Origin of the sequence: Salinisphaera sp. PC39 (assembly GCF_040361335.1) — a bacterium.
In the GTDB taxonomy this organism is placed as follows: domain Bacteria; phylum Pseudomonadota; class Gammaproteobacteria; order Nevskiales; family Salinisphaeraceae; genus APNM01.
The window spans coordinates 64248-77978 of sequence record NZ_APNM01000004.1 but is presented as its reverse complement, the minus strand read 5'-3'; the positions used below and the strand labels follow the sequence as shown (position 1 = coordinate 77978).

Here is a 13731-nt window from a genome sequence, read left to right as displayed (position 1 = left end):
GCTTTGCTCGAAGACTCACCACCTTCATCCCTTCAACTCGCTCAATACATCCGTATCCAGGCTGCGATGGGTCCGGTGCATCTGCAGGAGCAGGGCCAGGCCGACGGAGACGTTGGCCGCGGCGACGGTCAGCACCAGGATGAACAGGATCTGGCCGTCGGCCCCGCCCCAGCGCGCGCCCGCGGCGATGAAGGCCAGCCCCGCGGCGTTCAGCATGATCTCGATGCAGATCAGGATGTAGATCATGTTGCGGCGGACGAGCACCCCCAGCAGGCCGAGGGAGAACAGGACCGCGGCCAGGAGCAGGCTGTGTTCGAGCGGGACTTCGGCTATGGGCATCAGGCCACTCCGTGTGTCGTTTCGTGTTGCAGGTTTCGTGTTTCGTGATGAAAGCCACAACGCCACGCCGGGGCGCGCCGAACACGAAACCCGAAACACGAAACCTGAAACAGTGTGCTCTTCACCCCCGCTCCTCCTCGTTCTCCCGCCGACTCAGGTGATAGGCCCCCACGAAGCCGGCCAGCAGCAGCATGGCGGCGAGCTCGACGGCCAGCAGGTAGGGGCCGTAGAGCACGGCGCCGACCATCCGCGATTCGATCTCGCCCAGGCTGGGATCGGCGAAGCCGCCGGCGAGGATGGCGCGGACCAGGGCGACGAACAGCACCAGGGCCAGCAGCGATGGGCCGATCCACGCGCCCGGCGCCAGCAGGCGCCGGTAGGCGGATTCCGCCTCGGCGACGTTGAGCATCATCACCACGAACACGAACAGCACCACGATGGCGCCGGCGTAGACCACCACCTCCAGCGCCGCCGCGAACGGCGCCCCGAGCACGAAGAACACCGTCGCCAGCGCCAGGAACGACACGATCAGGTACAGCAGCGCGTGCACCGCATTGCGACTGACCACCACCAGGAAGGTAGCGGCGGTGGCGACGGCGGCGGCGATGTAGAACGTCAGTTCCATAAGGCATTAACCACAGAGGCACAGAGGCACAGAGGAAAAGCGTTTTTGAAGATAAAGGAGCAAGGCATTGCGGGAATATGCACGAATGTCCGTCGGATGCTTTTCATTCTTAAAACCCTGTGCCTCTGTGTCTCTGTGGTTCATTTTTTTCAAGGCATCAATGATTTGACGTCGATGGGTTTGTCCTCGTTCTCGGCCTCGCCCTTGTCCTTGCCGCCCACGGCCATGCCGGCGACGCGGTAGAAGTTGTAGCCGGGGTACTTGCCGGGGCCGTTGATCAGCAGGTCGGATTTCTCGTAGACCATGTTCTGGCGGTCGAACTCGCCCATCTCGAAGTCCGGCGTGAGCTGTATGGCGTAGGTCGGACAGGCCTCCTCGCAATAGCCGCAGTAGATGCAGCGCGAGAAATTGATGCGGAAGCTTTCCGGATACCAGCGTCCGGTCTCGTCCTCGGTCTTGACCACGTCGATGCAGTCCACCGGACAAGCGACGGCGCAGAGGTTGCAGGCCACGCAGCGCTCCTGACCGTCGGGATCGCGCGACAGCACGATCCGGCCGCGGTAACGCGGCGGCAGGTACGGCCGCTCCTCGGGGTACTGCACGGTGTCGCGCTTGCGGAAGGCGTGCAGGAAGACCAACCAGATTGTGCGTAGATGACTCAGCATAGTTTGACTAACCACGGAGACACAGAGGCACGGAGAAAATCAGGAATAGGGACGCCACGAAGGCACATTGCATTCTCGCTGTCCCGCCTTCCCGTTACGGCAAACAACCTTCTTGCCCTCTGTGTCCCTGTGCCTCTGTGGTTCACATTCATGACTGCATCCCCACGACAACGGCGCCGGTGACGGCGATGTTCAGCAGCGATAGGGGCAGCATCACCTTCCAGCCGAAGGCCATGAGCTGGTCGTAGCGCGGCCGCGGCAGGCTGGCGCGCAGCAGCACGAACAGCAGGATGAATAGGGTGGTCTTGAGCGAGAACCAGACCGCGCCCGGCAGCCAGGGACCGTGCCAGCCGCCCAGGAACAGCACCGTGATCATCGCCGAGATCAGGACCACGCCCAGGTACTCGCCGACGAAGAACATGCCGAACTTCATGCCCGAGTACTCGGTGTGGAAACCGGCGGTGAGCTCGTGTTCGGCCTCGGGCAGGTCGAAGGGCAGGCGGTGGGTCTCGGCGATCCCGGCGACCAGGAAGATCACGAAACCCAGGAATTGCGGCACGATGTACCAGAGTCCGGCCTGGGCCTCGACGATGGCGCGCAGGTCGAAGCTGCCGGCCAGCATCACCACGCCCAACAGCGACAGGCCCATGAAAACCTCGTAGGAGATCATCTGGGCGGCGGTGCGCATCCCGCCGAGCAGGGCGTACTTGTTGTTCGAGGCCCAGGCGGCGAAGACCACCGAGTAGACGCCGAGCGAGGTCATCGCCAGGAAGAACAGCAGGCCCACGTTCAGATCGATCACGCCCAGGCCCGGTGCGAACGGCACCACCGCGAAGGCCATCAGGGTGGTGAACATGACGATGGTGGGCGCGATCACGAACACCGCCCGGTCCGCGAACGGCGGCACCCAGTCCTCCTTGGTGAGGATCTTGATCATGTCCGCCAGCACTTGGAGCACCCCGAACGGCCCCGCCCGGTTGGGTCCGTAACGGTCCTGCCACAGCCCCAGCAGCCGCCGCTCCACCCAGATCAGCCCCGCGGCGGAGGCGACCAGGGTGCCCAGGATGGCGGCGATCTGGGCGCCGGTGCCGATGACGGCGAGGGTCTCCTGCTCGATCATGCCGTGACCTCCCCGGGCAACTCGACCCCCGCGTGCCCGCCGAGACCCACCGGCACGCCCACGCGACCGCGAAGCAGGCTCGGGTCGAGGGCGACCGGCAGGCTGCGTTCGGTACCGCCGAGCGTGAAGGTCCAGGTCTCGCCCTCGACCAGGCCCAGCTCGGCAGCATCGTCGGGGTGCAAGGCGACGTAGGGTGCCGGAGCGCGCTCGGCGATGGCCGGCGCGGCGGCTGACAGCGGCTCGCCGCCGAAGATGTGGTGGCGGGGTACCGCCAGCCAGCGGGCGCGTGCCGCCGGCTCGGGCGGCTCGGCATAGCCGTCGCCGGGTCCGGCCTCCAACAGCCGCACGCCGGGGTCGCCGCCGGCCAGGTGGCCGGCGACCTCGTCCTGGAACTTGGCGATGGCCTGCTGGTTGGAGTTCCAGCGCGGTGCCCAGGCGAAGCCGGTGAGGGCGGCCGGGCGCACGCCCTGGTAGCCCTCCATGGAATAGGCCAGTGCGGAATCCGGATCGGGCACGGGCGGACGCTCGTGCACGCTTTCGTTGGCGTACATGGCGGTCCGGCCCGAGTAGCGGTGGGGGGCGCGCGGCATGCGCATCCCCGCCAGCCGGAAATCGGCGCCGGGGGCGGCGTCGGCGATGCCCGCGAGCGTTGGACAGTCCCCCTCGATGTCGCGGATATGCGCATCCAGGGCGCGCTCGGGGACGCCGCTCAGCAGGTCGCACCAACGCCAGGCCTCGCGGATGGCCCCGCCATGGGGGACGTAGACCTGGAAGAAGCGTTGGGCGCGCCCTTCGTTGTTGACCAGGGTGCCGTCGGCCTCGGCGAAACTGCCGGCGGGCAGCACGGCGTCGGCGCGCGCGGCGGTGGGTTGGGCGCTGTGGTCGATCACGATCAGGTGCCGCGCCGCGTCCAGGGCGGCGTCCACGAGGTCGGCCGGTGCCCGGCGGTAGAGATCGTTCTCGACCACCACCAGGGTATCGGTCTCGCCGTCGATCACCCGCCGCAGGGCGGCGTCCACGTCCAGGCCGCCGAGCAGGGCGGCGCCGGCGCTGTTGCATTCGTTCAGGGTCAGGAACAGGCGGCCGCGTTCGCCGAGGGCCCGGGCGACCTGGCCGGCGGCGCGCAGCACCGCTTCGCTGCCGGCGGCGGTGCCGGCCACCACCAACGGCCGCTCGGCGCCGCGCAGGGCCGCGGCGATGGTGTCCGCGGCGGCGCGCTCGGTGTCGTCCAGGCCGTCGGGCTCGGGGGCGTCGGCGTCGAGCCGGTGGGCCACGGCGAAGCCGAGCCGGGCGGCGCCGTCCGCGTCCGCCGGGTGGCGCGCCGTGGCGACGTCGTCCAAGTCGGTGGCGGCGGGCGCCGCGATGTGCAGCGGGCTGAGGGCGTCGCCGGCGATGTCGCGCACGGCGCGGTCGTGCCAGCGCGGGATGCCGTGGGCCTCGGCGATCCGGCGCGCGGCGTTGCGCACCGACTGGCGCAGGGACAGGGCCAGGCGCGGGGCGGTGTGGGTCGGGTCCTCGCCCAGTACCAGCACGGCGTCGCAGGACTCGGTCTCGCGCAGGGTGGCGATGCGTGCCGGCCCGGCCCGCAGGATATCCAGGGCGAGTGCGGTGAGGGCTTGCTCGCGGGCGCCCATGCCGGTGGCGAAATTGGCTTCGCCGATCAGCCGGCGCAGGGCGTGGTTGCTCTCCAGGCTGGCCCGCGGCGAACCGATCCCGACCACGCCGCGGCTGTCGTGCAGCATGGCGCGGATACGTTCCAGCGCCTCGTCCTCGGCGGCGGCGCGCAGGCTGTCGCCGTCGCGCAGCAGGGGCGTGCGCGGGCGGTCGTCGCGGTTCACGAAGCCGGCGCCGAATCGCCCCCGGTCGCACAGGAAGTAACCGTTGATCTCGCCGTGGTAGCGGTTCTGGACACGCTTGAGCACGCCCTTGCGCTCGCCGGGGCTGGTGTTGCAGCCCAGCGAGCAGTGCGTGCAGATGCCGGGCGCGGCCTGCATGTCCCATTTGCGGGTGTAGTGCGCGCCCAGGGTCTTGTCGGTGAACACCCCGGTGGGGCAGACCTCCGCGAGGTTGCCGGAGAACGGGCTCTCCAGCGGGCCGTCGGTCTGGCGCCCGAAGTACACGTGATCGTGCGGACCCAGGGCCTCCAGGTCGTCGCCGCCGGCATAGTCGCGGTAGTAGCGCACGCAGCGGTAACAGGCGATGCAGCGGTTCATCTCGTGGCTGATGAACGGCCCCAGGTTCTGGTTGCGATGGGTGCGCTTGGTGCCGCGGTAGCGCCGCCGGGTGTGGCCGGTCATCAGGGTCATGTCCTGGAGGTGGCATTCGCCGCCTTCCTCGCAGACCGGGCAGTCGTGCGGGTGGTTGATCATCAGCCATTCGACGATGCTGGCCCGGAAATCCCGCACCTCGGGTTCGTCGATGGCGATGCGGGTGCCGTCGGCCGCCGGCGTCATGCAGGCCATGACCACGCTGCCTTGGGTGTCGTCCTCGTCCTTGTACTGCTTGACCGCGCACTGCCGGCAGGCGCCCACCGAGTCCAGGCAGGGATGCCAGCAGAAATAGGGCAGGTCGAAGCCCTCGGACAGCGCGACCTTGAGCAGGTTGTCGCGCTCGTCGGCCTCGAACGCCTTATTGTCTATATAGACTTTTGCCATGTTTCAAAACGCTAACCACAGAGACACAGAGGCACAGAGGTTGAGGAGATTTTTAATTGCAAAGAGGAAAAGAAGAAAAATGACTGAAAAATAAAAACTTAGCGTCTTTCCGGTTCATTCTTCTTGCCCCTGAAACACTCTGTGCCTCTGCGTCTCTGTGGTTTATGATTTTCATGCTTCCGTCACCTCGGGTATCAAGGCTTCCAGCTCGTCGCGGAAATAGGTCAGTGCGCTCTCCAGCGGCCCGATCGCGCCGGGCGCGTGGGCGCAGAAGGTCTTGCCCGGCCCCAGGAACTTGCAGTGCATGGCCAGCAGGTCGATATCGCCGGGCCGGCCGTTGCCGGCCTCCAGGCCGGCGAGCAGGCGGGCGGTCCAGGGCAGGCCGTCGCGGCAGGGGGTGCACCAGCCGCAGGATTCCTGGGCGTAGAACTGCTCCAGGTTCTTGAGCACGCCGACGATGGGCGTGGTCTCGTCGATCACCACCATGGTGCCGGTGCCCAGTCGGCTGCCGGCGGCGCCGCAGCCCTCGAAATCCATGGGCGTATCCCAGTGCTCGCGGGTGAGCATGGGCGTGGAGCCGCCGCCCGGCAGCACGGCCTTGAGGGCGCGGCCCTCGCGTACGCCGCCGAAGTGCTCCTCGATCAGCTCGCCCAGGGGGGTGCCCAGGGGCAGTTCCACCAGGCCGGGTTTCGCGACATGGCCGGAGGCGCCGAAGAGCTTGGTGCCGGCGTCCTTGTGGCGGCCGAGTGATTTGTACCAGTCGACCCCGTTGAGCACGATGTGCGGCACGTTGCACAGGGTCTCGACGTTGTTGACCGTGGTCGGACGCCCGAACAGGCCGCTCTGCGCCGGAAACGGCGGCTTGGAGCGGGGCACCGCGCGCTTGCCTTCCAGGGCCGAGAGCAGGGCGGTCTCCTCGCCGCAGATATAGCGGCCCGCGCTCATGTGCAGCCGGATGCGCAGGGAGAAATCCGTGCCCAGGATATGCTCGCCCAGGTAGCCGGCTTCCTCGGCCTCGGCGATGGCGCGCTCCAGGCGCCGCGCGCAGCCCACGTACTCGCCGCGCAGGAAGACATAGCAGCGGTTGGCGCCGATGGCGTAGCTGCTGATGATCAGGCTTTCCACGAACTGGTGCGGGTCGCCTTCCATCAGCAGCCGGTCCTTGAAGGTACCGGGCTCCATCTCGTCGGCGTTGGCGACCAGGTAGACATAGGGCGGCCGCTCGGGATCGTCGGCCTCGAACCGCGGCATGAAGCTCCATTTCATGCCGGCCGGGAACCCGGCGCCGCCGCGCCCGCGCAGGTTGGCGTCCTTCACGAGCTGTGTCAGCGCCTGGGGCTCGAATTCCGCCAATGCCTTGCGCAACGCCCGGTAGCCGCCGGCGGCCTCGTAGTCGGCCAGCCACAGCGGCTCGCGGTCGTCGCGTATGTTCTTCGTCAGCACCTTTTCCATATCAGTTGTTAACCACAGAGGCACGGAGGCACAGAGCATTAAGAAGGAGAGAATAAAAATTATTTCTCTGTGTCTCCGTGCCGCCGTGGTTCATGTCTTCGCCTTTAATCCGTATAGGGAAATCAAACCACAAAGTCACAGGGGCATAGGGCGTTAGAAGGGAGAGGAACCAATTCCTCCCTCTGTGTCTCTGTGCCTCTGTGGTTTATGTCTTTGTGATTCATGTCTTTCATTCGTAGGACTCCAGGATTCGGTCGATCCGTTCCGGCGTCAGGCGGCCGTGGTAGTCCTCGTCCACCCGCATCGAGGGCGCGTTGTCGCAGTCGCCCAGGCAGCAGATGGGCAACAGGGTGAAGCGCTCGTCCGGCGTGGTCTGGCCGAACTCGATGCCCAGCGAGCGGCGCAGGTGATCGCGCACGGCCTCGTAGCCGCAGAGATAGCAGGACACGGAGTCGCAGACCATGACCACGTGCCGGCCCACCGGCTGGCGGAAGATCAGGTTGTAGAAGGTGGCCACGGCCTCCATCGCCGCCGTCGACACGCCCACCACGGCGGCGGTCGCGGCCAATACCTCGTCCGATACCCAGCCGCGTCGCTTCTGCACGATCTTGAGGGCGTCCACGCAGGCCGCCTGCGGGTCCTCGTACAGACCCATCTCGTGCTCGATCTCCGCGATTTCCTCTTCGCTCAGGGTCATTGGTTTTTAACCACAGAGGCACAGAGGCACAGAGGGTTCGAGAAGAAAGAAAGCAGTCTCTTTCTCCAGTGTCGCTATGACTTGGTGGCTCATGTCTTCGTCTTTCTCCGTCATAGGAAATAAAACCACAGAGTCACAGAGAGCACAGGGGGTTTGAAAATGAGCGGCAAAAAATCCCTTTCTCTGTGCGTTCCGTGTCTCTGTGGTTACGCATCTTTATTTCTCTGTGCCTCTGTGCCTCTGTGGTTAATCATCATCTTCTTCTTCAGCGATCCACGTCGGCCATCACGAAGTCGATCGACGCGATGATGGCGATCAGGTCGGGGATCATGTGGCCCCGGCTCATCAGCGGGATCATCTGCAGGTGCGGGAACGACGGCGTGCGGATGCGGGTGCGGTAGCTCCGGGTGTCGCCGTCGGAGACCAGGTAGTAGCTGTTCAGGCCCTTGGTCGCCTCGACCATGGCCGAGCCCTCGCCCGGCGGCACGATCGGGCCCCAGCTCACGGTCAGGAAGTGGGCGATCAGGGTCTCGATGTCGTGCATCGTCCGATGCTTGGGCGGCGGCGTGGTCATCGGGTGGTCCGCCTTGTAGGGGCCGGCCGGCATGTTCTCCAGGCACTGGCGGATGATGCGGCAGCTCTCGCGCATCTCCTGGAAGCGGACCACGGCGCGGTCGTAGCAATCGCCGTTGCCGTTGGCCGTGGGCACGTCGAACTCGAAGTGCTCGTAACCGCTGTAGGGCCGCTCCTTGCGCAGGTCCCAGGCGTAGCCGGTAGCGCGCAGGCCGGGGCCGGTGATGCCCCAGTCGATGGCTTCGTCGGTGTCGTAGACGCCGATGCCCTGCGTGCGCCGCTTGACCAGCTTGTTGCGCATGGCCATGCGGTCGTATTCGTCCAGGCGCGGCTCGAACCAGTCCAGGAATTCCCGGACCTTGCGGTCCCAGCCGTCGGGCAGGTCCATCGCCAGGCCGCCGATGCGGAAGAAGGCCGGGTGCATGCGGAAGCCGCAGACCGCCTCGATCACGTCGTAGATCTTCTGGCGGTCGCTGAACATGTAGAAGATCGGGCTCATGCCGCCGATGTCCTGGATGTAGGTGCCCAGGAACAGCAGGTGCGAGCAGATGCGGAAGAACTCGCACAGCATCACGCGGGCGACCCGGACCCGGGCCGGCACCTCGATGCCCAGGCGCTGCTCCAGTGCCAGGACGTAGGGCAACTCGTTCATCACGCCGCCCAGGTAATCGACCCGGTCGGTGTAGGGGATGTAGGTGTGCCAGCTCTGGCGCTCGCCCATCTTCTCGGCGGCGCGATGGTGGTAGCCGATGTCGGGCACCGCGCCCAGGACCACCTCGCCGTCGAGCTGCACGACCACCCGGAACACGCCGTGCACGCTGGGGTGGTTGGGGCCGAGGTTGAGGAACATGAACTCGGCGTCGTCGGTTTCGCGCGCCATGCCCCATGCCTCGGGCTTGAAGTGCAGGGCCTCCTCCTCCTCGTCCTGGCGCTCGGGCGAGAGCTGGAACGGCTCGAACTCGGTGGCGCGCGCCGAGTGTTCCTTGCGCAGGGGATGGCCGCGCCAGGTCGGCGGCATCAGGATGCGGCGCAGGTTGGGATGGCCGTCGAAGACGATGCCGAACATGTCCCAGGCCTCGCGCTCGTACCAGGCGGCGTTGGGCCAGAGCCCGGTGATCGTCGGCGCCGACGGCCGCTCGCCGGACAGGGCCAGCTTGACGCGGATCTCGGCCACGGGCTCCAGCGCCAGTAGGTGGTAGACCACGGTGAAGTCGGCCGCCGGCTGGTCGTCGCGGTTGCGGCGCGCCCGCTCGTCGATGGCCGTGAGGTCGAACAGCATCCGGTAGCGCACCGCCGCCTCGCGCTTCAGGAAGGCGAGCACGGCCTTGAGGTCGTCGGCGCCGACCCAGACCGTGGGCATGCCGTCGGCGGTGTCCTGGCGCCGGACGCGATCGTCGCCGAAGCGTTCGGCGAGCTGTTTCACGGGGTCGGTGCGGTCCAGCATGGCCCGGTCACACCTCGTCCGGCGACCGCAGGTGGGTGGCGGCCATCCGCTCGCCGCGCTTGCGCTCGCGGTTGGCCAGCTTGGGCGCCTTGGTGACGCCCTGCGGGCCGATCATCCAGGACAGCGGGCGGCGTTCCTGGCCGACGGCTTCCTGGAGCAGCAGCAGACCCTCCAGGAAGGCCTCGGGCCGCGGCGGGCAGCCGGAGACGTACACGTCCACGGGCAGGAACTTGTCCACGCCCTGGACCACCGAGTAGACGTCGTACATGCCGCCGGAGTTGGCGCAGGAGCCCATCGAGATCACCCAGCGCGGCTCCAGCATCTGGTCGTACAGGCGCTGGATCACCGGGGCCATCTTCATGAACACGGTGCCGGAGATCACGATCACGTCGGCCTGGCGCGGCGTGGCCCGGATCACCTCGGCGCCGAAACGGGCCATGTCGTGCGGGGCGGTGAGCGCCGTGGCCATTTCCACGTAGCAGCAGGACAGGCCGAAGTTGAACGGCCACATGGAGTACTTCCGACCCCAGTTGATCAGGTCGTCGAGCTTGGCCAGCACCACGTTGCGGCGCATGGCCTCCTCGAACGACCCCTCGCGGGGATCGGGTCGCGTCTCGTCCGCCTTGGTCAGGGACCAATGCATACCGATCGCTGCCTCCTTCGCGGACCGCGGCGCGGTCCGCCTTTGTCTTGCCGCCGGGCGGTCGACCGCCCGGTCGCTCATTCGCCCGCGCGCCGTCGCGCGGGGTGCCGCGCCGCCCAGGGGGCGGGGCGCGGCGGTCGGGTTCCGTTCAGGCCGTCGTCGGTCCGCGCGGCGCCGGCGATGTCCGGCGTCGCGGCGGCTTGGGGGCCCAGTCGAGCGCTCCGATGCGCCATTCGTAGACCAGGGCGACGGTAAGGACGAACAGGAAGATCATGGCGCCGGCGTAGCCGGCCCAGCCGAGTTCCGTGGCGGCGATGCCCCAGGCGAACAGGAACACGACCTCGAGATCGAACAGCACGAAGAAGATCGCCACCAGGTAGAACTTGGCGGAGAAGCGCAGGCGGGCGTCGCCGACGGGGATCACGCCGGACTCGAACGGCTGGTCGCGCAGGCGTCCGGCGGTACGGCCGCCGAGGACATAGGACAGACCGAGCATCGCCAATATCAGCCCCACGACCGCGCCGAGGTACACCAGCAGCGGCCACAGGGTGTCGGGCTGTTCGGTCAACGGACTCATGGAGTCCTCCCGCGCGATGACGCGATCCGTTGGGCCGGACGCGCCGCCGTCGAATGTGTTTTTAGGAATATCACACAGCCGGCGGTCTGCCTACCCGGCCGCCGGATGACCGGATGTGCGGTCGCCCTTTGAAATGGGACGGTTGAAGCGCAAGATTGATCCCAGTCGCCGCAAGCCGGAGGAGAACGATGGCCGACAATGTCGCCCGGAAACTGATCCGAGACCACCTGATCGACGGCGAGATGACGCCGGGCACCGAGATTGCCCTGCGGATCGACCAGTCCCTGACCCAGGACGCCACCGGCACCATGGTGATGCTGGAGCTGGAGGCGATGCAGCTCGATCGGGTGAAGACCGAGCTGTCCGCGCAGTATGTGGATCACAACCTGATCCAGGAGGATTTCAAGAACCCGGACGATCACCTGTTCCTGTACAGCGCGTGCCAGCGCTTCGGGGTCTGGTTCTCGCGCGCCGGCAACGGTGTGTCGCACGCGGTGCACATGGAACGCTTCGGCCGGCCCGGCAAGACCCTGCTGGGGTCGGACAGCCATACGCCCGCCGCCGGCTCCATGGGGATGCTGGCGATCGGCGCCGGCGGCCTGGAGGTGGCGATGGCCATGGCCGGCGAGCCCTTCTACACCAAGATGCCCGAGATCTGGGGCGTGGAACTGACCGGCGAGTTGCCGCCCTGGGTATCGGCCAAGGACGTGATCCTGGAGATGCTGCGGCGGCACGACGTCAAGGGCGGCGTGGGTCGCATCATCGAGTATTACGGTCCGGGCCTGGCGAACCTGACCGCGATGGACCGCCACGTGATCGCCAACATGGGCGCCGAGCTGGGCGCCACCACCACGGTCTTCCCGGCCGACGACGAGGTGCGCCGGTTCTTGCGCACCCAGAAGCGCGAGGACGATTTCACCGAGCTGACCGCCGATCCGGGCTGCGACTACGATGTCCATGACAGCATCGACCTGTCCTCGCTGGAGCCGCTGATCGCCAAGCCCACTTCGCCGGGCAACGTGGTGCCGGTGCGCGAGGTCGCCGGGGAATCCCTGTACCAGGCCTACATCGGCTCGTCCGCCAACCCCGGCTACCGCGATTTCGCGATGCCGGCGATGATGGTCGCGGGCCGGCGCGTGGACCCGCGGGTGTCGTTCGACATCAATCCCAGTTCGCGCGCGATCCTCGAGACCCTGACCCGCGAGGGGCACCTGGCGGACCTGATCCACGGCGGGGCGCGGCTGCACCAGGCCGGCTGCAACGGCTGCATCGGCATGGGCCAGGCGCCGGCCTCCGGCCGCAATTCGCTGCGTACCGTGCCGCGCAACTTTCCGGGGCGCTCCGGCACCAAGGAGGACGCGGTCTTCCTGTGCAGTCCGGAGACCGCCACCGCCAGCGCCCTGCGCGGCGAGATCACCGATCCGCGCGAGCTCGATTTCGACTGCCCCACGGTGGTCGAGCCGGACGACCCGGTGATCAACGAGGATCTGCTGCAGCCGCCGCCCACGGCCGAGGAATCGCGGCGCATGGAGCTGGCGAAGGGGCCGAATATCGCGTCCTTGCCGGATTTCGAGGGGCTGCCGGACGAGCTCGACCTGCCGGTGCTGCTCAAGGTGGGCGACAACATCTCCACCGATGAGATCATGCGCGCCGGCGCCGAGGTACTGCCGTTCCGGTCCAATATCCCGGCGATCAGCCGCTTCGTGTACGACGTTATCGACGAGACCTATCCGGAGCGGGCGCAGGAGACCGGCGACCACGCCATCGTGGGTGGCGAGAACTACGGCCAGGGTAGCTCCCGCGAGCATGCCGCGATCGCGCCGCGCTACCTCGGGTTGCGGGCGGTCGTGGCGAAGAACTACGCCCGCATCCACTGGCAGAACCTGGTGAACTTCGGCGTATTGCCGCTGACCTTCGCCGAGCCGGCCGACTACGACCGGTTGGAGCAGGGCGGGCGGTTGCGCTTCGAAGGTCTGCGCGACGCGGTCCGGGACGGCAGTCGGGTGACGGCCCGGCTGGGCGACGACAGCATCGAGTTCGAGCATGCCCTGTCGGCCCGTCAGGTCGAGTTGCTGTTGGCGGGGGGGCTGATCAACTGGATGCGGGACCGCCAATGACGGGGCCCTGACGCCCGTGCCCCCCATGCCGTCTCTGAACGGTCGGTATATTTTTGTCATTGTTTTGACGCGGCGGGCCGAGTAAAGTGCGCGCCTGATCGGATTCCGGCCATGCCTTTGGCCCGTGTTTAGCGCCGCGCTCGCGGCTCGGCCCGCACCGAACACGACATCTCAGTTATGACCCAATTGAGCTTTTATCCGGCCGCCGGCCCGTCGGACGAGCCGGCCTACGTCATCCGCGACCCGGAGGCCATCCGGGGGCGCCTGGCGGCCATCGACGTCCGCTACGAGCGGCTCGCGCTGCCGTCGGTCGAGATGGAGCCCGACGCACTGCAGGACGAGGTCATCGAGGCCTATCGCGAGACGCTGGACGGCCTGATGCAGGATCATGGCTTCGTGGCCGTGGACGTGCTTTGTGTCACGGCCGCGCACCCCAACCTGGCGCGTCTGCGCGAGGAGTTCACCAGCGAGCATTGGCACCGCAACCGCGAGGGACGCCTGTTCGTGGACGGTCGCGGGCTCTTCTACATACGCCGGGACGACGGCATCTACGCGTTGCTGTGCGAGCGCGGCGATCTGGTGTGCCTGCCGGCGGGCGTCAGCCACTGGTTCGACATGGGCGAGCGCCCCGCCTTCCGCTCGATCCGCCTGTTCGCGGACGCCGAGGGATGGGGCGGCGCCGTGCCGACGGGACGCGATCCCGCCGAGCATTTCCCGACGCTGGAGCGACAGGCCGGCGAGCGCTGATTGGCGGGGTCGACACCGCGGCTCCGTTGGGGTTGCGGCGTCATTCCCGGTATAGTCCGCTCCTAGTTCACGGGCGCC

12 protein-coding genes are annotated in these 13731 nt (G+C 67.3%); 2 read left to right on the top strand and 10 right to left on the bottom strand.

The window, feature by feature from the left end; genetic code table 11:
• Window positions 1–24: 24 nt before the first annotated feature.
• The 10 genes from nuoK to ndhC all read right to left on the bottom strand — a co-directional run bounded on the left by nuoK (window position 25) and on the right by ndhC (window position 10789).
• A complete protein-coding gene (gene nuoK, locus PC39_RS05330) occupies window positions 25–333 on the bottom strand; it encodes an NADH-quinone oxidoreductase subunit NuoK (RefSeq protein WP_353252485.1) in 309 nt (102 codons plus the stop codon).
• A 127-nt stretch (window positions 334–460) separates the two neighbouring features.
• Window positions 461–964: an NADH-quinone oxidoreductase subunit J gene (gene nuoJ / locus PC39_RS05325; RefSeq protein WP_353252328.1), complete on the bottom strand. Its 504-nt coding sequence runs from the start codon at window positions 962–964 to the stop codon at window positions 461–463.
• 149 nt (window positions 965–1113) lie between these two features.
• Window positions 1114–1629: an NADH-quinone oxidoreductase subunit NuoI gene (nuoI, locus tag PC39_RS05320; protein ID WP_353252327.1), complete on the bottom strand. Its 516-nt coding sequence runs from the start codon at window positions 1627–1629 to the stop codon at window positions 1114–1116.
• Window positions 1630–1777: 148 nt separating this feature from the next.
• Window positions 1778–2749, bottom strand: a complete 972-nt coding sequence (gene nuoH, locus PC39_RS05315) for an NADH-quinone oxidoreductase subunit NuoH (protein ID WP_353252326.1) — start codon at window positions 2747–2749, stop codon at window positions 1778–1780.
• Window positions 2746–5403 carry an NADH-quinone oxidoreductase subunit NuoG gene (gene nuoG / locus PC39_RS05310; protein WP_353252325.1) on the bottom strand — a complete coding sequence of 886 codons (2658 nt, stop codon included), beginning with the start codon at window positions 5401–5403 and terminating at the stop codon, window positions 2746–2748. The genes nuoH and nuoG overlap by 4 nt, the downstream gene beginning before the upstream one ends.
• 171 nt (window positions 5404–5574) lie before the next feature.
• Window positions 5575–6855: an NADH-quinone oxidoreductase subunit NuoF gene (gene nuoF, locus PC39_RS05305; protein ID WP_353252324.1), complete on the bottom strand. Its 1281-nt coding sequence runs from the start codon at window positions 6853–6855 to the stop codon at window positions 5575–5577.
• Window positions 6856–7084: 229 nt separating this feature from the next.
• Window positions 7085–7552, bottom strand: a complete 468-nt coding sequence (nuoE, locus tag PC39_RS05300) for an NADH-quinone oxidoreductase subunit NuoE (protein WP_353252323.1) — start codon at window positions 7550–7552, stop codon at window positions 7085–7087.
• Between the two features lie 265 nt (window positions 7553–7817).
• On the bottom strand, window positions 7818–9569 hold the full coding sequence (nuoC, locus tag PC39_RS05295) for an NADH-quinone oxidoreductase subunit C/D (protein ID WP_353252322.1): 1752 nt from the start codon (window positions 9567–9569) through the stop codon (window positions 7818–7820).
• Window positions 9570–9576: 7 nt separating this feature from the next.
• On the bottom strand, window positions 9577–10212 hold the full coding sequence (locus PC39_RS05290) for an NADH-quinone oxidoreductase subunit B (RefSeq protein WP_353252321.1): 636 nt from the start codon (window positions 10210–10212) through the stop codon (window positions 9577–9579).
• A 148-nt stretch (window positions 10213–10360) separates the two neighbouring features.
• Window positions 10361–10789 (bottom strand): NADH-quinone oxidoreductase subunit A, encoded by a 429-nt coding sequence (gene ndhC / locus PC39_RS05285; protein ID WP_353252320.1) that lies wholly within the window; start codon window positions 10787–10789, stop codon window positions 10361–10363.
• Window positions 10790–10977: 188 nt separating this feature from the next.
• Here ndhC and PC39_RS05280 point away from each other — a divergent pair, with 188 nt between their 5' ends.
• Window positions 10978–12906 carry an aconitate hydratase gene (locus PC39_RS05280; RefSeq protein WP_353252319.1) on the top strand — a complete coding sequence of 643 codons (1929 nt, stop codon included), beginning with the start codon at window positions 10978–10980 and terminating at the stop codon, window positions 12904–12906.
• A gap of 177 nt (window positions 12907–13083) precedes the next feature.
• Entirely contained in the window at window positions 13084–13653 is a 570-nt protein-coding gene (locus PC39_RS05275) for a hypothetical protein (protein WP_353252318.1), read from the top strand.
• Window positions 13654–13731: the final 78 nt, after the last annotated feature.